This is a genomic window from Nostoc sp. (assembly GCF_036917775.1).
Taxonomy (GTDB): domain Bacteria; phylum Cyanobacteriota; class Cyanobacteriia; order Cyanobacteriales; family Nostocaceae; genus Nostoc.
Genome location: NZ_JBALEQ010000010.1, coordinates 1 through 26,621 on the forward strand (window position 1 = coordinate 1; position 26,621 = coordinate 26,621).

Annotated in this window: 13 protein-coding genes; 8 read left to right on the forward strand and 5 right to left on the reverse strand. The window is 40.5% G+C overall.

Features of this window, described 5'->3' with window-relative positions; genetic code table 11:
- Positions 1-480: 480 nt before the first annotated feature.
- Positions 481-2,676, forward strand: coding sequence for a lytic transglycosylase domain-containing protein (locus tag V7K69_RS01200; RefSeq protein WP_335030711.1), 2,196 nt, complete (start codon positions 481-483; stop codon positions 2,674-2,676).
- A 135-nt stretch (positions 2,677-2,811) separates the two neighbouring features.
- Here V7K69_RS01200 and V7K69_RS01205 read toward each other — a convergent pair whose 3' ends face one another.
- Positions 2,812-3,183 carry a hypothetical protein gene (locus V7K69_RS01205; protein ID WP_335030712.1) on the reverse strand — a complete coding sequence of 124 codons (372 nt, stop codon included), beginning with the start codon at positions 3,181-3,183 and terminating at the stop codon, positions 2,812-2,814.
- Between the two features lie 568 nt (positions 3,184-3,751).
- Between V7K69_RS01205 and V7K69_RS01210 the strand changes: the two genes are divergently transcribed.
- The 5 genes from V7K69_RS01210 (at position 3,752) to V7K69_RS01230 (ending at position 14,371) form a co-directional block, all read left to right on the forward strand.
- Positions 3,752-3,877 carry a hypothetical protein gene (locus V7K69_RS01210; RefSeq protein ID WP_335030713.1) on the forward strand — a complete coding sequence of 42 codons (126 nt, stop codon included), beginning with the start codon at positions 3,752-3,754 and terminating at the stop codon, positions 3,875-3,877.
- A gap of 364 nt (positions 3,878-4,241) precedes the next feature.
- Positions 4,242-4,526 (forward strand): DUF427 domain-containing protein, encoded by a 285-nt coding sequence (locus V7K69_RS01215; RefSeq protein WP_335030714.1) that lies wholly within the window; start codon positions 4,242-4,244, stop codon positions 4,524-4,526.
- Positions 4,527-4,950: 424 nt separating this feature from the next.
- The gene (locus V7K69_RS01220) at positions 4,951-5,814 is read left to right on the forward strand and encodes an XdhC family protein (RefSeq protein WP_335030715.1); all 864 of its coding nucleotides are present in this window, start codon (positions 4,951-4,953) and stop codon (positions 5,812-5,814) included.
- Positions 5,815-6,121: 307 nt separating this feature from the next.
- Entirely contained in the window at positions 6,122-8,485 is a 2,364-nt protein-coding gene (locus V7K69_RS01225) for a response regulator (protein WP_335030716.1), read from the forward strand.
- 315 nt (positions 8,486-8,800) lie between these two features.
- On the forward strand, positions 8,801-14,371 hold the full coding sequence (locus V7K69_RS01230) for a PAS domain S-box protein (RefSeq protein ID WP_335030717.1): 5,571 nt from the start codon (positions 8,801-8,803) through the stop codon (positions 14,369-14,371).
- Positions 14,372-14,651: 280 nt separating this feature from the next.
- Here V7K69_RS01230 and V7K69_RS01235 read toward each other — a convergent pair whose 3' ends face one another.
- On the reverse strand, positions 14,652-14,885 hold the full coding sequence (locus V7K69_RS01235) for a hypothetical protein (RefSeq protein WP_442936105.1): 234 nt from the start codon (positions 14,883-14,885) through the stop codon (positions 14,652-14,654).
- Between the two features lie 729 nt (positions 14,886-15,614).
- On the opposite strand from V7K69_RS01235, the gene V7K69_RS01245 reads away from it, so the two are divergent.
- A complete protein-coding gene (locus V7K69_RS01245) occupies positions 15,615-19,187 on the forward strand; it encodes an NB-ARC domain-containing protein (RefSeq protein WP_335030718.1) in 3,573 nt (1,190 codons plus the stop codon).
- 456 nt (positions 19,188-19,643) lie between these two features.
- Here V7K69_RS01245 and V7K69_RS01250 read toward each other — a convergent pair whose 3' ends face one another.
- The 3 genes from V7K69_RS01250 to V7K69_RS01260 all read right to left on the reverse strand — a co-directional run bounded on the left by V7K69_RS01250 (position 19,644) and on the right by V7K69_RS01260 (position 23,843).
- Positions 19,644-20,360, reverse strand: coding sequence for an SDR family oxidoreductase (locus V7K69_RS01250; RefSeq protein ID WP_179069831.1), 717 nt, complete (start codon positions 20,358-20,360; stop codon positions 19,644-19,646).
- Between the two features lie 825 nt (positions 20,361-21,185).
- Positions 21,186-22,787: a GMC oxidoreductase gene (locus V7K69_RS01255; RefSeq protein ID WP_335030719.1), complete on the reverse strand. Its 1,602-nt coding sequence runs from the start codon at positions 22,785-22,787 to the stop codon at positions 21,186-21,188.
- A 339-nt stretch (positions 22,788-23,126) separates the two neighbouring features.
- The gene (locus V7K69_RS01260; RefSeq protein ID WP_335030720.1) at positions 23,127-23,843 is read right to left on the reverse strand and encodes an NHLP leader peptide family RiPP precursor; all 717 of its coding nucleotides are present in this window, start codon (positions 23,841-23,843) and stop codon (positions 23,127-23,129) included.
- 615 nt (positions 23,844-24,458) lie between these two features.
- Here V7K69_RS01260 and malQ point away from each other — a divergent pair.
- Positions 24,459-25,961 carry a 4-alpha-glucanotransferase gene (gene malQ, locus V7K69_RS01265; RefSeq protein WP_335030721.1) on the forward strand — a complete coding sequence of 501 codons (1,503 nt, stop codon included), beginning with the start codon at positions 24,459-24,461 and terminating at the stop codon, positions 25,959-25,961.
- The last annotated feature ends 660 nt before the right edge of the window (positions 25,962-26,621 follow it).

Sequence of the window (26,621 nt, forward strand, 5' to 3'; positions counted from 1 at the left end):
AGATTAACCGCCTCCCCAATCTCAAAAAATGGTTTGTGGAAATTTTTGCTAAACCAGCATAGCTATTGGATCATCTTTTTTGTGGAGTTCTCTTATGTCAGCGAGCAATGGATTGGAAGTTTTCAAGTTTTCACCAATATGTAGCACAGGGTATTTATTCAGTTGATTGGGGAATGAAGGAGGAATTGATGCCCTTATTAGAGGTTTGGGATCGGTGAGTTGAGGGTTTTGGGTGATGCGTTAGTGATGCGTTACGCTTCGCTAACGCTACGAGATCGAGCGATCGCTTATAAAAGATAATTCTAAAGATAGATGTAATTGTATTTAATATGTGATATCTACTCAGTACTATCAACCGTAGGATTGAAAATTAGTATTTTTCTACATAAAATTAAAAATCTAAAATTAAAAATTGGTAATAGTGATGGTTAGGAGTGTTAAAGTTTCAGGAAATTCATCGGAACTTTTCAGCGGGTATTCATGCTGAAGAAACTACAGAAAAAGCAAATTTCCATAATTGCGGGTGCGGCACTGTTTGCCTTTTTAGCTGGGGCAATGGTATCAGCACCTGAGATTGGTAAAACCGTTGGGCAATGGCTCAAACTGAGTAAAAATCAGACAGAGCAAACATCTGATGGTAGTATTGCCCAATCAGCCGTTTTCCCACTGATATCACAATCTCTGCCAGAACGGGCGGCAAAACTAGCAGAGATCGCAGGACAGTCGCGATCGCCAGACCGAAATCGCGCTCGTTATCTTTTGGCGAGTGATTACATTGAAAGAACCCAAGCTCAAAAAGCCCTGGCTTTACTCCAAGGATTAGATAAAGACTATCCCATTCTCGCACCCTATATTTTGCTGAAACAGGCACAGGCAGAGGATATGCTGGGCGAAGATGGCAAAGCCTCGGATCTCAGGCAAAGTGTGCTGAAACGGTATCCCAAAGAAGCGGCTTCGGTGAAAGCGCTATATCTGATTGCCCAACCGAAGCAACAAGAAATAGCGATCGCTCAATTTCCTTCCAATCCTCTAACTTGGGAAATTATTCGTAAACGCCTGCAAGAAAACCCCAATCAGCCAAAATTACAATTGATTTTGGCTACTTATGCTTACGATCAACCAGGCATAGTGGGCGTTTTAGATCAGTTAGTCAAACAGACTACCCTCAAACCCGAAGATTGGGAACTAATTGGTACAAGCTACTGGGAAAATAGCCAATTTCTGAAAGCGGCGAATGCTTATGCCAAAGCACCCAAAACATCGCGCAACCTCTACCGGACTGCACGAGGGTTACAGGTGGGAGGCAAAGACAAAGAAATAGCGATCGCCACTTATAAACAATTGGTACAGCAATTTCCCAATACCGAGGAAGCTGGGACTGCACTACTACGGTTAGCAGAAACAGCAAAAACAGGTAAAGATGGCTTACCCTATCTTGAGCAGGTAATTAGTAAATTTCCTAAACAAGCTGGTACTGCATTAGTACAAAAAGCCAAAACTCTCGAAACCCTCAAGGATCAAAAGTCAGCTAGCGCGGCGTGGCAATTACTCATAGCCAAATATGGCAATTCGGATGAAGCGGCAGAATATCGCTGGAAAATCGCCCAAGATAAAGCCAAAGCCAAAGATTACGTCGGAGCTTGGCAATGGGCAGAGCCAATTGTCACCAACAATCCCAACAGTATTTTGGCTCCGAGAGCAGGCTTTTGGGTAGGTAAATGGGCAGCTTCGCTAGGAAAACAGCAGGAATCTCAAACTGCTTATGACTATGTAATTAGTCAGTTTCCCTACTCTTACTATGCTTGGCGAGCAGCGAATATGCGGGGGCTGAATGTCGGCAACTTCGACAATGTGCGCGTCATGAACCCCGAAGTAATTGCACCCCAGCGTTCATTACCACCGGCTGGTTCTGAGACTTTCAAAGAATTGTATTTGCTGGGTCAAGACCGCGATGCCTGGTTACAATGGGAAACGGAATTTCAGAATAAACTTCAGCCAACGGTAGCAGAGCAATTTACTGAAGGGTTGATGCGGCAGGCAAGGGGAGAAAATCTCATTGGAATTGACAAAATCTCTAAGTTAGAAGACCGGGAAACACCAGCAGAACTTGCCCAATATCAAACTCTGAGCAAACAGATCGCCTATTGGCAAGCGCGTTATCCATTTCCCTATCTCCGAGAGACTGAAAAATGGTCTATTGAGCGTAAACTCAATCCCCTGCTAGTAACTGCTTTGATGCGTCAAGAGTCAAGGTTTGAGCCAAAAATCAAATCCGTCGCTGATGCTACTGGCTTAATGCAGTTGTTGCCGAGTACAGCTAAATGGATCGCCCCACAAATCAAAGTGGATTTCAAAACAATAAACCTCGAAAATCCCAACGATAATATTATGCTGGGTACATGGTACTTGGATCATACCCATCAGCAATATAACAATAACTCGTTGTTAGCGATCGCCAGTTACAATGCCGGGCCTGGTAATGTCTCCAAATGGCTACAAACTCTAACTACACAAGACCCAGATGAGTTTGTTGAACAAATTCCCTTTGATGAAACCAAAAATTATGTGCGTCAAGTATTTGGCAACTACTGGAATTATTTGAGACTTTACAACCCTGAAATTTCTGGAATTGTAGGAAAGTACTCAACTACACATCCAAAATTGCCAACGCAGTGATTCATGCCCAATCCGATGAGTAATTAGGGATAGGTGAGTTTAATTTAAGAGGCAGAGGGCATGAAAAAGAGACAAGGGAGACAAGAAGACAACACAGAGAGCTTGTCTCCCTGCTCCCCTGCCCCCTGCTCATCTTTAGCTACCTATATCATTACCATTGATCATTGATGTCACCTGCGATTCGACCGCATTAACATAACCTCGATCGCTCAAAACTTGCGTTGGTAACTTATTAGCCTTGATAGCAGCTTGCACTATATCTTTTGCTGTCAGGTTTCCTATTTGGAATTCAGATAGCAAAGTACCCGCACTGGGAATACCCTGTTCTCGGAAAGCACCTTGATAAGCTAGAAAGGCAATATTGAAAGGTTGAAGATAGCTGACACTTTGCGAATCTGTGTTGATTTGTCTGCCACTATTATTAACTGTTTGAGCATCAACAATTACAGGTACAAAAGCAATACAGGCAACGATAAGTGCAGAATTTATCAAATTTGTCATTTTCATAATCTTTTCCTCAATTTAGCTAGATTTATTAGTTTCATTTAGTATCAAAGTTCTATTTTTTAGCAATCTTAGGCTCTTGACATTTAGTTCTTATCTTCCAAAATATTCTTTAATCAAAATTACTCAGTCCCATCATTTGATATGCAATAAAAGCAGTATCAAATGATTTGAGAGAATTTACATTCTTGGGATAGCTAGATAAAACGTCAGAGTTTACGAACCTGTTCATTGATGCGCCAGATTTTTGGTTATTGACTGTATGAACACTAGTGCTTTTAGGCATAGAATTAATCCAAGCAACAAGATGTGCAGAATTTATCAAGTTTGGAATTTTCATAGATTTATCCTTAATTAAAATGAAGTACACCAGTCAGTATTGTTGAGTTGCAAAATCTGCTTGTTTTATAAATCTCAACATTTTACACTCAGTCTATTTGATAGCTTAATTTGTTAATTACACCAAATAGCTGAGTCAAATTAACCCCACTCTCAAGAGTTGAAAATTTGTAAAAAATTTAGTAAGTAAAAACTTAGAAAAGGCAAAAGTGCGCCAAATTAAATATCTTGTTTGCTAGCCCTTATCAAAGGTGCGATCGCTCATATATATGTAAATACAGTTCAGTTAGGCATTTTTCTTCTCTCTGTTCCCTCTGTGCCTCTGCGGTATGCCTCCGGCACGCTACGCGAACGTTAAAAAATTTGACTTTGATAAAGAGTTTTAGCCTTAACCCAAGCGTATTGATATATATGTAATAACGATTTTCCCTTCTAAAGATTTTTTACTTTTGGCTATAAACTAAAATCCAACTTTTTTTAGCTACTTAAGTTTCCATACCAATATGCTAGGAAATCTTTCCGATAGAAGCAAATACTTTTAATTTTTAATTTGATAAACAAAAGTGATGCTAATTAATACTGGCATTGCAAAATTTTCTCTAAACCTTATTGATGATTGATTTGAGGTTAGATGGACTCTGGTGTAAGTTAGGCGCTGAGGAGGATAAAATAAGCCGATCGTGTCAAAATGTTAAGTGTATAGTTTATTTGCAAACTCACTTATGCCGAAAGCAATTTGGAATGGCGCAGTTTTAGCCGAAAGCGATCGCACCGTAGTTGTGGAAAATAACCATTATTTCCCTGCTGACTCCATTAACAAGGAGTACTTCACAGACAGTAATACCCACAGTACTTGTCCTTGGAAAGGTGTAGCTAGCTACTACAGTATTGAAGTTGATGGACAAACCAACAAAGATGCTGCTTGGTACTATCCCAGCGCCAAAGAGAAGGCTAAGAATATTGAAGGTTATGTGGCCTTCTGGAAGGGTGTAAAAGTAGAGGCTTAATAAAGGTTGCTGGGAGTATTTTAGTTTCAGAAAATTGATTTAGTATTTACAGCAATCATCAAACAAAATTTTGTGGAGGTTGATATAAGTCAACCTCCACATTTTTATAGGTTGTTTGAAAAGTGGTTGGCTGTATCTTTGCACTTATTGATCCCTCCGTGCCAGTACATTAAACATACCAGTGCCTGGTCTTCCAAACACAGTTTCTTACAACAACCCCGTGTTTCTCTGTGACTGGCAGCATCTTGCAGTACTTTGACTATCTCATCAAATGTCCGTCTTTGTACCCCAACCAGACGTTTAAATTCTCGATTGGACAGTCGCTTTGTTTGTTCGTATCGCATTGGTGAAGCCAATTCTTCTCAAAATCCTCAACTTTACCATAAAATAATTCTGCAAGAAGTCTATTCTTTGGGGTTTTGGTTTGGGGTGCAATGGGGTAGTACAAGTTCTGATCGAACGGCTTGAGAGAAAAAGCATACCCAATGCGATCGCTTTTACACGAGAGTGCTTTCATAAAAAACATTTGGGTATTATTGCTACAGTCTTTGCTTTTGAAGGCGAGGTAGATGTAAAACTTGGGTCGCGCTTACTGCTCTATCCAAATGGTAAAATTGTCACTGACATTAAAGATCCAACTTTAATTGAATCTCTGAGTGCAGATGCTCAAGCGGCCTTTGTTAATCAAAAGTCAAGCATCAACAACTATCAGTTATCTTTCGGCAGTGCAGAAGTTTTCATCGAAGTCATTCAACCACCCACACCTTTCGTAATATTTGGTGCAGGTTATGGCGCTGTACCCGTAGCAAAGTTTGCTCAAGCATTAGGTTGGGATGTTACTGTAGTTGATTGTCGAGCTAATGAGACAACTAGAGCGCGATTTCCTCTAGCTTGTGATGTGATCCTTAGCAATCGAGACATTATACATAAACAGATTTTTATAGATGTTCAAACAATAGCTGTAGTGATGACGCATAATTATCTTGACGATCTAGAAATTTTAAAGATGATGCTACCATCTCCTGCACGTTATATTGGCATTTTAGGAACAAAGCCTCGCACAGAAAGATTGCTGCAAGATTTATCTATCAAAGGGATACTTCCTACTAGTGAACAATTAAATAGATTGTATAGTCCTGTTGGTATTGATATCGGTGCAGAAACACCCGAAGAAATAGCGATCACCATCATTGCAGAAACTCAAGCAGTGCTGAGAAACCGCAATAGTAATTTTTTAAAAAATCGTAATCAACCAATTCATAAAAGTTATCAAGATAATTTTAATTAGTGACTGGGGACATAGTGCTTATCTGTTATGATATTGACCCATAAGCAATATAGAAACTGAAATATCAAGCATAGCTATTATTCTTGTGGCGGGTACAGCAAAAAACCTGTTGCTTGATTAATGATGTCGTTTTTTGCATCACATTGCAGAAATTGCGATCGCTTAAGTTTGTAGTCTATGGTAATCGAATGTCTTTGAAGTTAATTTTTCGATTGCTTGATGTATTTACTGCTTATAAAGCCAATTTGATCTAATTTTTGTTTAAGTCCCAATAGGATTTCTATATGCAAAAAAAGGTAGTGTTGCGATGAGAATCTTGCTGATTGAAGATGACGAAGTTTTAGCAAGTGTTTTGTTGCAGTCTCTTACCCAACAACACTATGCTGTTGAAATAGCAGAAGACGGACAAATTGGCTGGGAATATGCCCAGGCTACAAACTACGACCTGATATTAACAGATGTGGTACTGCCGAAACTGGATGGTATTACTTTATGCCAGCGCTTACGTTCTAGTGGCTGTTCCACTCCTATTTTATTGATCACAGCAAAAGATGAAACTAGCGATCGCATTCGTGGACTTGATGCTGGAGCAGATGATTATCTAATTAAACCTTTAAATTTGAGAGAACTGCAAGCAAGGGTACGCGCTTTGCTACGTCGCGGCGATACTCCCCGTCCTCCAGTGCTAGAAGTTGGAGCATTGCGTTTAGATCCAAGTATTTGCGAGGTAACATACGACAATCAAGTTTTGGATTTGACACCTAAAGAATATAGTCTGCTGGAGATATTACTGCGGAATCCATTGCGGGTTTTTAGTCGGGGAGATATTATCGAACATCTCTGGACTTTTGACGATCCACCCCAAGAAGAAACTGTGAAGTCTCATATTAAGGGGTTACGACACAAGTTGAAAGTAGTTGGAGCCGTAGACTGGATTGAAAACGTTTATGGTTTAGGATATCGCTTAAAATCCCAAAAAACTACTAGTAGTGGAAATAGCAAAAAAGAAATAACTCAAAAAAATCCAGTTCAAAATTCTTCTACAACCGATACATCTCCATCCGTGGAACAGCAGTTTAAGCAAGCAATGAATGGGTTGTGGAGTCAATACCAGGGGTTAATGACACAGCGAATGGAGGTATTGCAACAAGCAGCAGCAGAACTCTCTAGCGGCATACTAACTATAAAATTGCGTAATTCGGCTGAACGGGAAGCGCACAAGCTAGCCGGTGTTTTGGGAATGTTTGAGCAAGAAACAGGAACTCAAATAGCACGGAAAATTGAACAGATTTTAGCCAAAGATGGAGAGTTATTAGCAGCCCAAAAACGCCGACTGATATCGCTGATACACGAGTTAGGCGAATTGTTAAACTTAATGGCACAAAAGCTAGTAGATCAAACTGCTACCTCGATTGAGGAAGAGATAAGTTCTAAGTTACTGCTGATTGACCCTGACTTACAAATGGGTTTACAGTTGCAACAAGTAGCATATTCTATGGAAATGCGTTGGCAGCAAATAACAACGTTAGAAGGTGCAAAAAACTTCTTGCAAACCACATCACCAGATTTAGTAGTGCTAAATGTAGATGAGATCGGGCAGCGAGAGGAAAGTTTAGCATTAATGTTGGACTTAGCAACACACACCCCTCCTATACCTGTTCTGGCACTTGCTATTACCGATCAATTAGTGGATCGTGTAACTTTGGCTCAGTCTGGGGCGCGGGGTTTTCTCCTCAAGCCTGTCACCGCAAATCAAGTTTGGGAAACTGCCTCACAAATATTACAGTTTACCCGTTCTTTAAAAGTAAATGTATTAGTCGTTGATGATGATCCGCTTATTTTAGCAGCACTAAGCCCAATGTTAGAACCTTGGGGAATGCGAATCACCGGATTGGACGATCCTCTACGTTTCTGGGAGGTATTACAATCTACTGCACCAGATTTATTGATTTTGGATGTGGAAATGCCCCAAATTAGTGGTATAGAACTTTGCCAGGCAGTTCGCACAGATCCCCAATGGCAGGAATTGCCAATTGTCTTTCTGACGGCTCACCGAGAGATGGAAACAGTGCAGCAGGTGTTTGCTGCTGGGGGAGATGATTATGTAGTTAAACCTGTTGTGGGAGCAGAATTGCTGGCAAGGATTACCCATCGCTTAGAACGCAGCCGCCTACTCCAGTCGCTCTCTACCAAAGATCCCTTAACGGGACTGGCAAATCAATTTCAGTCTAGCCGCGACTTACAACGCCTAATAGCTCAAGCCGAAAAAAATCAGCGATCGCTTTGCTTGATGATCTTGAATATCAGCGATTTACGCCAAATTAATATCCAGTACGGACATGAGGCTGGTAATCAAGTATTGCAACGATGGAGTCGGCTATTTCAATCAGCATTTTGCAGTGGTGAAATATTGGGCTATTGGGGTAACGGAGAATTTGTGGTGGGAATTTCTGGATTTACTGAAACAGAAGTAAGTGTAGACACTGAGCAGCTTGTCGTCAAACATCGCCTCAGTGAAATTTTAATTAAGCTTCGCCAGCAAGTATTTACAGCTGCAAATGGCGATCGCTTTCAGGTAACTTGTAACTTTGCTGTCGTTGAGTATCCTAATGATGGACTAAACTTACAATCTCTATACCAAGTTGCTAATTCTAGGTTGAAGCAGAGCTAGAAGGCAATAGGAAAGAAGGCTTTTTGAGAATTGGGTAAAGGATGTTAGGACTTACGCAAAATCATGATCAAACGAACCGCAAAGGACGCAAAGGACACAAAGGAATAAGAGTTTCAGAGAGTTCTTGCGTAAGTCCTGGATGTATTCAAAACCTTTCCCCTTTAACCCTCAATGATGCTGATAACCGTATTACTGCTGTAACATTTAAAGGCAGTATGTAGTTTTGCTATAGTTAAATATCTTAATGATCAACTATAGATACAATCACTATACCAAGTTGTTCTATCTATACCAGGAGACATTAAGGAGTGGGTGATGAGCGCTAAACAATTGGAGCAGGTGAAGCAATTGCAAGCTACCCTCACCAAGATGGAAGTAACATTAGGTGCGATCGCTGATGCTGTAGTCTGGGTAGGAGAAGACCGACGCATTCAATGGTGCAATTCTCATTTTGAATCTCTGGTAAATCAACCCCACGGCAATATCTGTGGCGCAAAATTAACTGACTTGCTATCCTTAGCACAAGCCGGACAAGCGGCGTGTCCTGATGTGCAGATACTCAATGGGGAGTATGAAACAGCAAATTATCAGTACCAGCAGGGTGAGCGAACTTTAACACTACAAATTTCTGGTAGCTGTACCGAACTGGTTGACGATCGATGTGCAATACTGGTGATTCGGGATATCACGCTAACGAAACAAACTCAAGAATCTTTGCAAGAGATTGAAGAGCGATTGCAGACATTAATTAATGCAACACCCGATATTATCTGCTTAAAGGACGGCGAGGGAAAATGGTTGCTGTCAAACCAGGCTAACCTAGAATTTTTAGAGATACAGGGGGTTGATTATCAAGGTAAAACAGACTCCGAACTGGCAGAATTTAGCAATTTTTATCACGATGCTTTACTCAACTGCAAGGAAACAGATGAACAAGCTTGGCAGTCGGGATGTGTGCATCGGGTAGAAGAAATTATACCTCGACCTGATCGGACAGTGAGCAGTGTCGATATGATTAAAGCTCCCCTATTTCACCAGGATGGTAGACGCAAGGCTCTGGTGATTTTAGGAAGGGATTTGAGCGAACGCAAACAAACTCAAGTAGCCTTAGAAAACTCTTTGTCTTTATTAAGCGCTATCTTTGAATCGATTCAAGACGGTATCTTAGTAGTTGATAATTTAAGTAATATTACTACTTATAACCAAAAGTTCTTAGAAATGTGGTCAATTCCACCAGAACTTTTGACAGAACCAGATCATCCTCAGCGAATGGCGTATTTGGCAAACCAGCTAAAAGACCCCGATGCGTTTTTGCAACGAGTCCGAGAATTATATTCACAGCCGGAAGTAGTTAGTTATGATTGCTTAGAACTACAAGATGGTAGGATATTTGAACGATACTCCTGTCCTCAGCGCGTTGGCGAACAGATTATTGGTCGAGTGTGGACTTTCCGCGATATTACCCAACGCCAAAGGGCAGAAGAAGCACTAAGGCAAAGTGAGTTGCAATATCGCACTATTTTTGAAGCAATCAATGATGGACTATTTATTACTGATATAGACACTGAACAAGTCGCTGAGGTTAATCCTGCGGCTTGTCAAATGCACGGTTATTCTTATGAAGAATTTCTCACTTTACATCCATCTGTTTATATTCACCCAAACTCACATTCAGTTTTTCTAAAATTTGTTGAAACAACGCGATCTGGTGAGCAATTTTATGGGCAAGCAGTTGATATCTGCAAAGATGGTACTTTAATAGATGTGGAAGTCAAAGGAACGACTTGCATTTACAATGGTAAGCCACACATCTTAGCAGTGGTGCGCGATATTAGTGACCGCAAACGCACCGAAGAAGCCTTACGACAAAGCGAAATCCAGTATCGAGATTTAGTGCAAACAGCCAACTGTATTATTCTGCGTTGGGATGGTAACGGTGACATTATATTTTTAAATGACTACGGTCAAAGGCTTTTTGGCTTCGATTTAGATGAAATTATTGGGCATAATGTCATCGGCACAATTGTTCCAGAAACCGAGACTTCTGGGCGCGACTTACAGACATTAATGGTTGATATTTGTCAACACCCAGAAAACTATTTATTCAATGAAAATGAGAACTTATGCAAAAATGGCGATCGCGTCTGGATAGTCTGGGCAAATAAACCCATATTAGATGCACAAGGAAATTTAATCGAAATTCTTTCAGTAGGAACTGATGCCACAGAACGCAAACGCGCTCAAGCAGCCCTCCAGCAAAGCGAGTTAAAGTTCCGTAGCATCGTTGAAAATGCCAATGACCTGATATTCGTCCTTAACCTAGATGGAATCTTTACCTATCATTCGCCTAATGTTACCTCAATTATGGGATACAGCCTAGAGGAAATAGAAGGTCATTCTGTGGCGGAGTTTACCAAACCGGAAGATTTAGCAACTAGCGCCGCAGCATTACAAAGAGCTGCCACTGGAGAAAAACTGACTGATATTGAGGTGCGATTAAGACACAAAAATGGCAACTGGCAATGGTTCAACTTTAATACTTCAACAATTAATTCTGAGAGTGGCACAGTTGCTATTTTGGGTGTAGGGCGTGACATTACAGAACGCAAGCAAGCAGAAGAAGCTTTGCGGCGTAGTGAAATGAAATACCGCAACATTTTTGAAAATTCCCAAGTGGGTATTTTCCGCACTCGCCAACAAGATGGATTGATTATCGACGCTAATCAACGGGGTGCCGAGATTTTAGGTTTTGTCTCTGCTGCTGACTTGATTGGCAAGTTTTTCACAACTGACTTATATGCTAATCCAGGCGATCGCACACGGATGTTAGCAGAGTTAGAAAAAGACGGTGAAGTTCGTAATTTTGAAGTAGCGCTACAGCGACTCGATGGTTCGGTTGTTTGGTTACTGTTGTCACTCCGTCTCAACGCCGAAGAATCCTGTTTAGATTCCGTTTTTACAGATATTAGCGAACGCAAACAGCAAGAACAGGCTTTACGCTTAATTGTTGAGGGGACAGCAGCAAAAACAGGTAATGAATTCTTCAATTCCTGCGTTCGTTACCTGGCTGAAGTATTGCAAGTTCAATATGCCCTAGTTACTGAGTTTGATGATGAACAGAAAACTAAAGTCCGCACTTTGGCATTTTGGTCTTGTGGGGCGATTAACGAAAATTTGGAATACCATTTGCCTGGTACTCCGTGTGAACATACCTTGGAAGGCAATATGTGTCACTACCCCCAAGAAGTGCAAGCCGCTTTCCCCGAAGATGCAGATTTAGTGAGGATGAATGCCGAAAGTTTTTTTGGCGTTCCTCTCACCAGTTCATCCGGGGAAATCATTGGACATCTAGCAGTGATAGATGTCAAACCAATGAAGCAAGATCCGGGACGGGAACTGATTGTTAAAATATTTGCGGCCCGTGCCGGTGCCGAATTAGAACGTAAACAAGCAGAAGCAGCCCTACAAGAAAGTGAGTTAAAGTTTCGCACTATTGTTGAAAAGGTCAATGATGTGCTGTTTGCGATCAGTCCTGATGGAGTTTTCACCTATATTTCCCCGAATATTTTGAATACTACCGGATTTGCCCCCAGTGAAATGGAGGGTACTTCTTTGGCATTCTTTACTCATCCCGACGATGTGCAAAAATGTCAAGAAGTCTCCCAAACTATCCTCGCAACCGGTGAGGGAATTTCGGGGACTGAGTACCGCGCCAAACATCGTACTAAAGGCTGGGTTTGGCTAACTTCTAATGCAGTCCGCACACAAGATGCCCAGGGTAATTTCCAGATTGTAGGTGTAGCTCGTGATATTAGCGATCGCAAACAAGCAGAAGCTGCCCTGCAACGTCGGACTCAAGCAGAAAGTTTACTCAGTAGCATTTCTCGCCAATTTATTGACCAAAATTTAGAAACAGCAATTAATTTTACACTCCAAGCGATCGCTCAGTTTATTAGTGCCGAACACAGCTGCATCTTTGAATTATCTGAAGATCAAAGGCGATTCGACTTGATTCATGAATGGTGTGGCGAAGGTGTCGAGCCATTGATTGATGTTGCCAAAGGATCGCCTATTGAAAGTTTTCCCTATTTCTATACTCCGATCCTGCGTGGCAACCATATACAAATCCCTTCCGTGGCAGAACTGCCGCTTGAAACAGCAGAGAGAAAGCTATTTGAGGGGATGTCATTTCAGTCTGTAGTTGCTGTACCCATGCTTCATTCTGGCAAAGTAGTTGGATTTGTTGGTACAGCGATGATCCACTTGTGTAAAGCCTGGAGTCAAGAAGATATTAATCTATTGAAGCTGGTAGGTGAAATAATTGCGATCGGTCGAGCCAGACATCAGGCAGAAGAAGCGCTGAGAATTGCCAAAGAAGCAGCCGAAACTGCCAACCAAGCTAAAAGCGCTTTCCTCGCTAATATGAGCCACGAACTCCGCACGCCTCTTAATGCCATCCTGGGTTTTTCTCAGTTAATGGAACGAGATACTAGCCTCAACTCAAACCAACGTGAATCTTTAGCTACCATTAACCGCAGTGGCGAACACTTGCTCAACCTGATTAACGATGTCCTGGAAATGTCCAAAATTGAGGCTGGACAAATCATTTTCACCCCTGAAGACTTCGACCTTTATCTGCTTTTACAAACATTACAAGAAATGTTTCAGGTAAAGGCCCAAACAAAGCAATTATTCCTCAGATTTGAAATTGCTCCCAATCTTCCCCGTTATATCCAGACAGATGAGGGAAAACTCCGCCAAGTTCTCATTAACCTTTTGGGTAACGCCGTCAAGTTTACTCAAACAGGGGGAGTAACGTTGCGAGTCAGGTTGGGGAGTGAACAGGGAGCAGGGGAGGCAGGGGAGGAAGAACTATTCAGCCCTGCCCCATGCCCCATGCCCCATGCCCCATGCCCAATCCCCCATTCCCCATTCCTTCACTTTGAAGTCGAAGACACTGGACGGGGAATAGCACCAGAAGAAATGAATAACTTGTTTCAGCCTTTTGTCCAGACAACAAGTGGTATCCAAACCAAAGAAGGAACTGGACTAGGACTGACAATCAGCCGTCAATTTGTGCGGTTGCTGGGTGGTGATATTTACTTAACGAGTACCCCTAGACAAGGATCTATTTTTAGCTTTGACATCCAAGTAAATTTAGCCGCAGCATTGAAAGTTTCACCAAGGTTGAATAAAGGACGTGTCATCGAGCTAGCAGCAGGCCAACCTTCTTACCGGATTCTGGTAGTAGATGACCGTAAAGAAAACCGCGATTTAATTGTGCAACTTCTTGGTAGCATTGGTTTTGAAATTAAGGCTGCGAATAATGGACAAGAAGCGATCGCGATGTGGCAAACTTGGCAGCCTCATCTTATTTGGATGGATATGCGGATGCCTGTAATGAACGGCTACGATGCAACTAAAGAGATTAGAGCCAGGGAAAGAAATACAAATACAAATCACCGCACTGTAATTATTGCCCTAACCGCCAGTGCTTTTGAAGAACAACAGGCAAGTATCTTAGCCGCAGGTTGCAACGACTTGGTTCGTAAGCCATTTCGTGAGCAAGTGATTTTTGAAAAGATAGCTGAATATTTGCAGGTGCGTTATATCTTTACAGAAGAAAGCAGTGAAGATGCAACAGACAACAACCTAAAGAATATTCAATTTTCCATTTTGGATCTTCGCTCTGCAATTACCATTATGCCTGCCCAATGGATAACAGAACTTAATCAGGCAGCCGTTGAAGTCGATGCCGAAAGGATTTTTCAACTAATTGAGCAAATTCCACCAACACATTCTACTTTGGCAGAAAAATTGACAAATTTAGTCCGAAGTTTCTGCTTCGATGAAATTATTGATCTAACGGAAGAAAATTGTAACTGAGCCAACTTAATGTTAAATGGGCGCTTAGAAACCGCATCTACACGAGGCTTTACCCACGGCGGTGGGTTTCAAACACTTTCTGAATAAAAGTTAAACTCACACGCTCATCTTGACGCGAGATTTCGTTGAGAACCTTCTTGATTTTTATACGCATCAATTACTTTTGGGCGGAGGTCAGTGGAGTATGCTTTCATCCTAAATGCACTTTGCTATGACTTTTATCATCTTCCCACATCTTGTATTTCACTCAAACGAGAACCGCTATATCTGTAGTCAATGATCAGGTGTAAAAATCTAGTAAGGCGTTGTTAGTTGAGAACACAGTGATACGGAAGAATTCAATTTCTTGCTCTATCTGCGTTCGTTTTTTGAGTGAAGCAGTGGCAGGTGGAGGACTTTTTCGAGGTAAGGCAGCTAATCGGGGAATTGGGAGCCTTTGATAACACAACCGTTTAATGTCGCGTAATCCTAACTGTAAAAAACTTAATCCCCTCTGGCTATGCCAGTCAAGCATTTTGCGCCGACCTTCAGTAACATAATTTCGATTCGCTGACGGTAAGACTCAAATATATTTTCTTGTAAGCTTTTTTGCAGCATTTTGCACTGAAAAGGTGTTAAATACTTACCATCAAAATTCCGTGGATATTTGGTGTTAGTTTTCGTTTGGTAGTGCGACATATTTAACTAGCTATCTTCTAAGATTCTAGGTAAGTCAGTCCTATTTTACTGTTGTGTATTGATAAATCAAAAAGCTAATTTAACACAAAAATAAGTGCGATTTAAGATAGTTCTCCATTACAAAAGTACTCAACAATTCCAATATAATTCCAATATAAAAAAGACTAGTAGTTGAATTTGAGAATTATCCCCAACTTTCAAATAATAATTTGAAATAAAGTTGAATTCGTCTTTACATAAATTATCTTATAAGGTATGAATACATTGAACATCTCAACATACTATAATTAAATTCTGTTTAAGTAAAGATATGATTAAGAAATAGTAGTTTCAGGTTTAAGCCTTGATTTTTTGTGAGTATGAAATTCATTTACTTCGACTACAGAAATTACATCATTTACCATCTACTGTTACTATTTGCAGTTCGCTACAAATAATCACAGATGTATACCAAGGTCGTTTTGTTTCTTTATTAATCTGGGCAACAAGTGGCTCAACCTTGGAATCGCGACTTTTAAAGGACTGGTCATAAACTTTTGCTTTAAAAAATAGGTATTCATAGTTTATGAATCTGCACAAGCCAAAACGAAATCGTGGCGTTATACTTACTCGTGAAGGCTGGCAAAAGCTTCAGAAGACGAAACTTGAAGGGGAACTTCGAGAAAAATCTGGCTCCAAGTACACGCTGGAAGAAATAAGTGAACGCGCTGGATTAACTTCCAATACAGTCGCAAAGATACTTGCTAACCAAGAAGGGGTTGACAAACGAACGCTTGTTTGTTTATTCATGGCGTTTAACTTAGTGCTAAATCCCCACGACTATTCCAAGTTAAATCCTGATTTGGCGAAACTTCAAAGCTTGAACGCCCCCAAGCGCGTTGATTGGGGAGAGATGGTGGATGTATCTGTTTTCTATGGACGCACAGATGAACTTGCTCTCTTGGAGCAATGGCTGATCCAGGAACGCTGTCGAGTAGTGGCGCTGTTGGGAATGGGAGGAATCGGTAAAACCTCTCTGGCCGCCAAGCTAGCACACAAAGTTCAAGGATGGTTTGAGTATGTTATTTGGCGATCGCTCTACAATGCCCCCCCACTTTTTGATCTACTAGCAGATTTAATTCAATTTTTCTCTAATGAGCAGGTTTTAGAAATTGATTTACCAAAAAGTGTAGGTAGTAGAATATCACAATTAATTGAATATTTGCAACAAAAACGCTGTCTGATCGTATTAGATAATGTTGAGACTATTTTGCAAACAGGCGCTTATGCTGGGTGCTATCGAGAAGGATATGAGGATTATGGTTTACTGGTAAAACGATTGGGACAAGTCATGCATCAAAGCACCTTGTTGCTGACTTCTCGTGAAAAACCCAAAGATGTAGCCTCACACGAAGGACAAGCACTAGCTGTTCGTTCATTACAACTGAGGGGTCTGAAAGAGGAAGAAGGAAAAAAAATTTTTCACCTCAAAGGTCTGTCTGGAGCAGAGTCCCAAGAAAAAGCACTGATTGAGTTTTATTGTGGCAATCCATTGGCTTTGAAGATAGTTGCAACAACTATTCAAGATGTCTTTAATGGTGATATTTCTGAATTTTTGAACCAGAAGACAGTTGTTTTTGGGGATATCTGTGCTGTTTTAGAGCAGCAGTTTGAGCGTTTATCTAATTTAGAACGTGTGGTTATGTACTGGTTGGCAATTAATCGTGAGTCAGTTCCACTCTACAAATTGCAAGAAGATTTAAATTCATTAGTAATACCACACAAATTACTAGAAGCTCTAGAATCTTTGATCAGACGAAGTTTCATTGATAAGTTTCAGTCATCCCTAAGTGAAAAAAGTACTTTACTCTTCACATTACACTCTCTAGTAATGGAGTATGTAACTAGCAAATTAATCCAGCAAACTTATCAAGAAATTGTAACTCAGAATATTGTGCTTCTCAAGTATTATGCTTTAAGCAAAGCTCACTCCAAAGACTACACTAGAGAAACTCAAATACGCTTAATTATTAAGCCCGTTATAAATGAACTTTTCACTATTTTTAAAACCATAAAAAGACTAGAAAATCATTTAAATAAAATTTTAGTAAAGCTGCAAGCAGAATCTCCGCTTGAACCTGGTTATACAAGCGGAAATATTGTCAGCTTACTTCGTCAGTTAAAGACAGATTTAAGAGGTTATGATTTTTCTAACCTCAGCGTTTGGGAAGTAGATATGCGCGGTATAAATTTACATCAAGTCAATTTCCAAAATGCTAATTTATCTAAATCGATTTTTACTAAAAATTTCAGTAGAATTTCTGCGCTAGCATTCAGTCCCAACGGAAAAATTTTGGCGGCGAGTGATACAAACGGCAAGATTTGCTTGTGGCGAGACTTTGCTGAGGACGAAAAACTTTTGACCTGTTTAGGAGACATTGATTGGGTTCGAGCGATCGCCTTTAGTCCGAATGGTAGCACTCTTTGCAGTGGAGGTACTGACCAGAATGTGAAATTGTGGGATGTCAACACAGGTGAATGCCTAAAAACTTTAACAGGACATCCTGAGCGGGTAAGATCCGTTGCCTTCAGTCCTGGAGGTGAAATTCTAGCTTCTGGCAGCGACGATCGGACAGTACGTTTGTGGAGTCTTTTAGATAGCAAGTGCTACAAAATTTTACAGGGACATAGTGATTCGGTATTATCTGTAGTTTTTAGTCCTAAAGGTAAAATTATCGCCAGTGCTAGTAGTGATAAAACCGTGAAGCTATGGAATTTCCGCACAGGAGAATGCGTCAGAACTTTGCAGGGACACACCAGTTCGGTTTCATCAGTTGCTTTCAATCTGGATGGTCAAACCTTGGTTAGCGGTAGTGATGACCAAACTATGAAACTCTGGAGTATCTCAGATGGGAAGTGCCTAAGAACTTATCAAGGACATAGTGACAGTGTTAGGTCAGTCGCCTTTGCTCCTAGTGGTAATATTCTAGCTAGCGGCAGTGATGACCAAACTGTGAAACTATGGAATTTTCGCACAGGAGAATGCGTTAAAACATTGCAGGGACACACCAGTTTGGTCTGGTCTGTTGTTTTCAGTCCCGATGGTCAAATCTTGGTCAGTGGTGGTGATGACCAAACTGTGAGGTTTTGGGATGTTAGCACTGGTCAAACCTTAAAAAACTTGCAGGGATACAATAATGGAGTGTGGTCTGTTGCCTTTGCTCCTAGTGGTCAGACCCTGATTAGCAGCAGTGAAGACCAAACCGTCAAGCTCTGGGATGTCGCGGATGGAAAGTGCTACAAAACTTTGCGGGGACACCCGAATCGAGTCCGAACTGTTGCCTTTAGTCCTCAAGGTAATATCTTGGCTAGTGGCAGTTACGATCGGCTTGTAAGGCTGTGGGATAGCAGTACTTGCCAATGCTGTAACATCTTACAGGGACATACTGGCTGGGTAAAGTCAGTTGCCTTTGCTCCTGGAGGTAAAATTTTGGCTAGTGGCAGTGATGACAAAACTGTAAGGCTTTGGGATGTTAACAGTGGTCGAGTTTTGAATATTTTGGAACATAGTTATGGAGTATGGTCTGTTGCTTTCAGTCCTGAAGGGAATATCCTGGCTAGTGGCAGTGATGACCAAACTGTGAGACTCTGGGATATTAGCACAAGTAAATGTCTCAAAATTTTGTTGGGACACACAAGTTGGGTATTGTCCGTCGCTTTCAGTCCTCTTGGTAAGATCCTAGCCAGTAGCAGTAAAGATAAAACAGTCAAGCTCTGGGATGTTAGCACAGGTGAATGTCTCAAAATTTTGTTGGGACACACAAGTTGGGTATTGTCCGTTGCTTTTAGTCCTGAAGGTAAATTCCTTGCTAGCGGTAGCGTAGATCAAACGGTAAGGTTGTGGGATGTTCAATCTGGTCAATGTATCAAAACTTTACATGGTCATACCCACTGGATCAGGTCAGTTGCCTTTAGTCCAGATAGTCGAACTTTAGTAAGTGGCAGTGAAGATGAAACTGTTAAATTATGGGATGTTTTGACGGGTGAATGCCTAAAAACTTTAAGAAACGAAAGACCTTATGAGGGAATGAACATTACTGGCGTTACAGGTTTAACCGAAGCAACTATTGCTTCTCTAAAAGTTCTGGGAGCAATTTAAAATTGATTTTCTCCCTAGTTTTACTTCGCTTCACTTTGTCCTTTGAGCGTTTAGTATGGGTGGCAGATTGGTATATTCGAGATGAAACTTATTCCAAGGCTTGCTGCGTCCCCAATGTTGCTCCCTGACCAAAAATTAACGACATTTCAAGGGTTATAGTGTGACTTAAAGGAATTGTTTACCGCAACGGCAAGCTTTTACTTTAAGTCACAAAGTTTATCGTTCCATTTTTAGTTCCTGGCAATGTTATGGTTCCGATTGTTTAATTAGGGTTGCGATCGCCACTTAACAAGATTGTAAACTCTTTAAATTCTGTCTTCATTCCTCCAGTCGTCAAAAATACCATCCGTTTAAAGGCTCCCAAGGCAGTTATCTAAATTACGTTATATATCTCAGTATTTTCTCACGAATCATTTAGGATTGCTATAGTAAAGAAAAATTAAGTCCTGTTTGTTATTACACTGGTTCAGCAGCGGGAACTACTAAAAGTCTTGGTATGAGGACGTTTCCTGGCTGCTCTAAAATGAAACGAACACAACGAGCGATGTCTGCAGATTGTAGTGCACCTCCCGAATAGACGAAATTTTTTTGCTCCTCACCCCATTTGTCGTATAAGCCAGTGTCCACAGTACCTGGGGCAATGCTTGATACACGAATATCGGTTCCTGCGAGTTCCACGCGCAGCGAATCCGTAAAGGCTTCAATGGCAAATTTAGTACCGCAATAAGCAGCTAGTTGGGGAACTGTTTTTAGTCCAGCAATACTTGAAGTATTAAGTAAAAATCCACTACCGGATTCCTTGAAGTGCCGTAACGCTGTGTAGCCTATCCTATAAGCAGCTTCTACATTGACTCGAACCATCTGACAGATTGCTTCGATATCAACACCTTCAATTGGTCCCACAGTCATCACGCCTGCATTATTGAAAACTACGTCAAGCTGACCAAAGGTTTGGATGGCAAAGTCTACTAATTTTTGCGGCAATTCAGGGTTTGTGATCTCACCAGGAATGACTTTGGCATGTTGTAGATTTGACGCAAGGCGTTCAAGTTTCTCTTGCGATCGCGCTGTGAGTACTAAATTCATGCCTGCTGCATCTAACTCTTTGGCAACTGCTTCGCCAATACCACCACTAGCCCCAGTGATAATAGCAACTTTATTTTGTAAATTCATACATTTCTCCTTTAAGTCTGTCGATGGATATCTTACTTTTGACTTCAGTGGTTTTAATGTTTTCTCACTAATAACTGGAATTAATAGCAGAAAAACTGTAGTCAGTTAAGCATATATTTATCGTCTAAGTAAAAATCAGGACAACCATAGTTATTTACCTATTTTTGTTGATTGCAAACCTGTATTTCCTTTAGTCTATAAATTACAAAACACAATTGCAATGGTTAAAGTTTTGAATAAAGTTTGTATTCTTTCGGTTCTAGAGCGTGTCATCAGTTGAGCCAAATCACAGTAGCAGCGAGGTAAATTGCACCGAGAAAGTTGAATTTGAGCTTGTCATAGCGGGTGGCGATCACACGCAATCAAGTGGGCAGTTAACCGAGAGTAAAACGCACTCTCAACCTTAGCGGTGGCAAGCTACGCAGCATTGCATCAACGATAATCACCTGTTCCATACCAATACCTTCACTGTTCAATAGCTTTAAAATCTGTAGCGCTTATCCCGCATAGCTTAGAGCTTTTCTTAGTGCCATTCGGCTATTAAGTAAGTTGGTAGAATATCCCTGTTCTGTCACTCTCCGAAAACATTCGCCATTTCTGAATTCTGGAGCTTATATCTACCAAGGTTTCACACGATTTTTTTCTAATAGGATAGCTTGTATTGATTGCCTGATGAGGCTTCTAGCTATTACCCTACCGGAGAGTGACAGAAGAAGGATAAAACCAAACTATGCAAAGAAAGATAAAGATAAATTAGGCTACAATCTTTTTGCCTGTTAACATCTTGCGTTTTGATTTATTCCAACTAGAAATGTTGACACCGACCTACTTAATATCTTGTGCAATGATTTTGTCTAAACAACGTTCTGCTAAAGCTGCAATGGTAAAAGAAGGATTAGTACAAGCAGCAGAACCTGGAATAAGTGAGCCATCCACAACATAAAGTCTGTTGTATCCATATACTCGCCCAAATGGGTCACAAGCTTTTCCTATGGGAACTCCTCCTAAAGGATGACCAGTAATAGCAGCATCATTATTTTGAGAGGTTGCTATTGGGGATGTAGGGATCATACCTTCTTTAATTTTATGCCGAGGTCGTCTACCAAAATTATTGATACTATTGTCAAGGGTACTGAAAAGTTTCTCTGTCTTTTTGACGATGCGATCGTCTACAGATGTTGGCCAATTTAAGTTGACGATATCTGTAGATGGATCGTAGTTAAACTTACCAGCTGGACGAGGAATACCCAGACCCAGACAAGATTGTATTCCGTCAGCATTGTTCCCCAGTTCCAAACTCTCTACAACTATCGGAGTCGGCCCGTCAAGCTGTTCAATAACAGCACCCGCAGTTCCTGCATTACCTGTGACAGCACCTAAGTCCGATCTAATGGTAATGTTGTCTCCATTAGTTCCCCAATCTTTCCCAACAGAGTTGTTTAAGTAAGGTAATGTCCCTTTTTCTCTGGCCTTCACTAAAAGTTTAGAAGTACCAACAGAGCCAGCTGCTAGGAATAAATAACGGCAAGTAAAGGTTTTTTTCCGAATAATTTGCCCTGATTCATTGATTTCATTGCAGAAAACACGATATTTTTTCTCACCACGGATCTCGGCAATATCTGTAACTACGTGTAGAGGTAAAATATCTACGTGACCAGTATTTTCTGCCTGGGGAAGATAATTTTGATCTAAACTATTTTTTGCTCCGCTATTAACTCCCCACCAACATTGACCATCTATAACAGAAGGTACTTTTGAGCCATTAATTTCTTGACGAACTGTATCCCAATTTACAGCTAGATTCAGGAGAAAACTTGGTAAGCCTGCCTTGTCTGCATTCTCTAGGAAAAATCGAGTTTTGCCATAGTAAGTAGTAGCTAAAACATCCTGTGGAATTGGTGATGATTTTAGCATTTGTTGAACTCGAGGATAATAAACCGAATCTAGTTCATCATAGTCAACAGTAGCACGGTCAAATACCTTGTAAAATATTTCGCGCTTAGGTTTATAAGTAATAGCGTTATAAACTAGTGAACCACCTCCAACACCAGCACCATTGACAACAATAATTCCTTTTTCTTGTAGTGTTTCAAAGACTCCTGTATATATATCTACAGTATCACCAAACACAGATGTTGAATTTAGCCAAGAGGCTCTACCATCAGGATTATTGAAAGTAGCAAAACTATTTTGGCTAGCTGTAATAGGCCAGCGTTTGCCTCGTTCTAAAATCAATGTGTTGACACCAGCTTGTCCCAAACGTAAAGCAGCAATAGCCCCACCAAAACCGCTACCAATTACTAGTGCATCTATATAATCATCACTAGCACGAGTCCGAATGGGAGAGGCAACTGAGGCTGCTAAACTCGCAGAAAATAGGGCAGCACTCTGAATAAAGTGGCGACGCTGAAATTTTTTATCAAACATACAAGTTATTCAAATGTTGATGATAGATTATTACTAGAAATAGCTGAAGCAAATCAAAACAATTTAGGAGTTTGTTCTCTTCTTAAAACTACTAGATAATATACACTAATATAGAGTAGATTGCAGTTATCTTTTCTTAGTAAATAAACAAATTAAATTACTCAAAAAGTATCGCCTAAATATTTTTTTTAAGAGCAGTACTAGTGTAATTAATTCTATTCTTACTCAGATTTATCATTAATAACAATCGCCTTAATATCAGTGAATTATTGCAGTTTTTAGACTTAGATAAGGAGTAATTTCGGGCGTGTTAGCAAACACGCCGTACTTATTCTCTAGTTACCCAACTACTCCTGTAACTGTATTCATAGCAGGTTGACGGAAGCGCAAGGAAGTACACCACCACCACCAACCATGTGATGCTTTCCACCACTCACCAACAGTCGCACTGCTATCAAATTTCTCAAATTGGGGATTCTTAGGAAGAATAAAGTAGATGAGATTTGAGGTTTCTTCTAATGACTGAATCTTCAGTTCAGCAGGGAAGGGTATTCCGATTTCTCCTTCAAATATTGATCTGGGATCGCTCAGGAGTTGCTGACGGAAAGTTTCATTAGTCCAAGAACGAACTATCCATAACGCTTGTAAACACTCTCTGTAAGCTCTAGCTTTGGTAGTACCACCAAGTCGGTTATAAAAATAGTAGAAAGTATCGATAATTGGCCACCAGCTAGAAAACTGTTCATATCGATACCAATGTTCTTCCACTGGTGGAGTCGCAGGAAGTACAAAGTAGAAAGTGTTTTCTGGTTCTTCTAATACTTTGACTTCTGTATCCGCAGGAAATGTAATTCCGGTTTCTCTTTCAAAAACAGTTCTTGGGTTAGTTAATATCTCCTGCTTGAGTGATTCATCATTCCAAATACGATCGATCAGTCGTGTTTGTAAAGCTTCATAATAAGGGCCAAAATTGGTAATATCTACACCTGACCAAAGCTTTCTAACTTCAGGGAAGTTAGTAGAGGTATCTGAAATAGGAGCGTTTGTTGTAACCATGATTAGCTATCCTTGAAATTAATGGTATGGGAAAGATCAAACTTGTTTGGTATTACACGGTTTAATTGACCGCAACTACCAAATTTCTGGATTTAGGGTGCTGTAAATTTGACGCTAAATCTTCTGAATTTGTCTTATTTCGCCGTCGTTAGATGAGCTTCTATTAGTTTGACGATTATCATTATTTTAAAACTTAAAAAAAATGACTACAAGGGTTAAAATTTCGTAGCTAGGTTACATTGTTTTGGTGCAGTGGTTTCAAGCGATTATTTACTCAGGAGTAATCAAAAAGGGACAAAAAAGTCTATAAAACTTACTCAACAGGCTTTGTCGCCCTGAAATATGGTTGATAATACTTTTGTCAATTTAACTGATTTAGCATTTAAATTGATGATTAAATAAGATTTTACTGATTAATATAATTTCTAAAATTAGATCCAAAAAATACAACCTTGCTACGAAAATTTGACCTTTGCATATGTGTTGGATGCCTCATAATCTTAGATTGTGACTCAGAAAGTAATTCAGCTTCAACTTCTATGTGAAAGCTATCTAATAGCCTCTATGAAGCCATATTAATTAGCTCGAATCTATCCTCTAAAATAGGGGTTTATTATGCCTTTTCCCAGATCTAGCGGCATTTTGCTACACCCGACTTCTTTTCCTAGTCAATTTGGTATTGGTGACTTCGGATCGGAAGCTTATCGCTTTGTTGACTTTTTAGTAGAAAGTAAACAGCAGCTTTGGCAGATATTGCCATTGGGGCCTACGGGCGATACTAATTCTCCCTATGCTTCTTATTCAGCGATCGCCGGTAATCCCCTGTTAATTAGCCCAGAACTGCTGTATAACAAGGGTTTACTAACTGAAGATTTCACTAATTTACCAAAGTTTTCCACTGAAAGAGTAGATTTTTCCCAGGTTATCCAAACCAAGATCCCCATACTGCAAAAAGCTTTCAAAAACTTCAAAACTAGTGCAACATCAGAACAGCAACAGGAATTTAACCAGTTTTGTCAGAATCAAGGTTACTGGTTAGATGATTATGCCTTGTTTATGGCGCTTAAGGATGCCCATAACGGCGCTAGTTGGAATACTTGGGAGATGGCGATCGCTCAACGCAAACCAGAAGCGATCGCGCAATGGGAGCAACGATTAGCAGATGAAGTTTTTTACCATAAATATCTCCAGTTTGAGTTTTTCTCCCAGTGGTTACAACTAAAACGCTATGCTAATGAGCGCGGCATTCAAATATTAGGAGATATAGCAATTTATGTGGCTCACGAAAGTGCTGACGTTTGGGCTAATCCGGGAAACTTTTGTCTTGATGAACGCACGGGTGAAGCAGCATTAATGGCAGGAACACCACCGGATTATTTCAGCACTACTGGACAGTTGTGGGGTAACCCTGTCTATAATTGGGTGCGATTACAGCAGGAAAACTTCAAATGGTGGGTGCAACGCTTCCAATCAATGCTTAATTGTGTAGACTTGATTCGCATCGATCATTTTCGGGGATTTCAAGCTTATTGGGCAGTAAAACAGGGCGAAACAACTGCGATGAATGGTAGCTGGCTGGAAGCACCTGGAGAAGCTTTCTTTGAAGTCCTCAAACAAAAATTAGGTAATTTGCCAATCATCGCCGAAGATTTGGGAGAAATTACACCAGAAGTATATGCTCTGCGAGACAGATTTGAATTTCCTGGCATGAGAATTTTACAGTTTGCTTTTGGCGATGATTCAGCTGAAAAGCGTTTTTTACCGTTCAATTATCAGTCTAATTGTGTTGTATATACGGGTACTCATGATAATGACACGACAGTTGGCTGGTTTAATCAATTGTTACCCTCAGGAAGAGAACAACTCTTAAGTTATTTGGGTTGTCAGAGTGAGTCTGGAATCCACTGGGATTTAATTCGATTGGCACTGAGTTCTGTAGCCAATCAGGCGATTATTCCTCTACAGGATGTTTTGGGATTAGACACCGGAGCTAGGATGAATTTTCCTGGTAAAACTGAAGGTAGTTGGGGTTGGCGATATCAGTCTACAGCTTTAACGCCAGAGATTAGCGATCGCCTTGGAACTATGACTGAAATTTATGGAAGAGTGAGTGAATAATTCGTAACTCGTAATTACAGCAGTTTTCGACTTAAACCCTTTTATTCTTCTGAATAAAAGGGTTTATCTACTACTTGCTTAATCCGGAAATTGACAGAAGCTGTTTACAGACGCGCTCGCTTCCGTTATGGATGGAAGAAACAAGTCAAAAGCTCTTCCCTTCTGCCTCCTGCCTTGTTTCTTGAAAGAGGGGTAAGAGGGATGTCAGGAAAACACAAATTAAAAGCTTGGGGTTCAATTGAATGGACATGAGAAAACCAATCTGAACCACGTAATCTTATGCCCATTGCACCAGTTTCACTTAGGGCTTTTCGCATTAGCCCCAGTTTACAGCACTTCCGGCAGCTATGAGGTACATCCTCAAATCTGAAAGCTTTGATAGGAGAGGGCAAGGAGAAAAACTGTATTGCATAATAGCCGGAAGCGCTGTATGAGAAATTTCTTGGTTGATCGAATTCATAGTAAGTCAAAATCAATCTATAAAAAATTGCTAATCATTATTTATAATGCTCCAAAAAGAACTGATGATAAAAAATGTTTGAAATGATATATACTACTGACTTTTTCCTGAGAGGGTGACAAGGCAACTCTAAGCTAGATGGGACAAAACTTTGAGAAGATGGTGGAGACAAAAAATAGGGAGCATTTTTGTGGCTCCCC

What these genes read in the sequence shown, in the direction of transcription:
- V7K69_RS01200 (WP_335030711.1), top strand. Translation starts at nt 481, where the DNA reads ATGCTGAAGAAACTACAGAAAAAGCAAATTTCCATAATTGCGGGTGCG.
- V7K69_RS01205 (WP_335030712.1), bottom strand. Translation starts at nt 3,183, where the DNA reads ATGAAAATGACAAATTTGATAAATTCTGCACTTATCGTTGCCTGTATT.
- V7K69_RS01215 (WP_335030714.1), top strand. Translation starts at nt 4,242, where the DNA reads ATGCCGAAAGCAATTTGGAATGGCGCAGTTTTAGCCGAAAGCGATCGC.
- V7K69_RS01225 (WP_335030716.1), top strand. Translation starts at nt 6,122, where the DNA reads ATGAGAATCTTGCTGATTGAAGATGACGAAGTTTTAGCAAGTGTTTTG.
- V7K69_RS01230 (WP_335030717.1), top strand. Translation starts at nt 8,801, where the DNA reads ATGAGCGCTAAACAATTGGAGCAGGTGAAGCAATTGCAAGCTACCCTC.
- V7K69_RS01235 (WP_442936105.1), bottom strand. Translation starts at nt 14,885, where the DNA reads ATGCTTGACTGGCATAGCCAGAGGGGATTAAGTTTTTTACAGTTAGGA.
- V7K69_RS01245 (WP_335030718.1), top strand. Translation starts at nt 15,615, where the DNA reads ATGAATCTGCACAAGCCAAAACGAAATCGTGGCGTTATACTTACTCGT.
- V7K69_RS01250 (WP_179069831.1), bottom strand. Translation starts at nt 20,360, where the DNA reads ATGAATTTACAAAATAAAGTTGCTATTATCACTGGGGCTAGTGGTGGT.
- V7K69_RS01255 (WP_335030719.1), bottom strand. Translation starts at nt 22,787, where the DNA reads ATGTTTGATAAAAAATTTCAGCGTCGCCACTTTATTCAGAGTGCTGCC.
- V7K69_RS01260 (WP_335030720.1), bottom strand. Translation starts at nt 23,843, where the DNA reads ATGGTTACAACAAACGCTCCTATTTCAGATACCTCTACTAACTTCCCT.
- malQ (WP_335030721.1), top strand. Translation starts at nt 24,459, where the DNA reads ATGCCTTTTCCCAGATCTAGCGGCATTTTGCTACACCCGACTTCTTTT.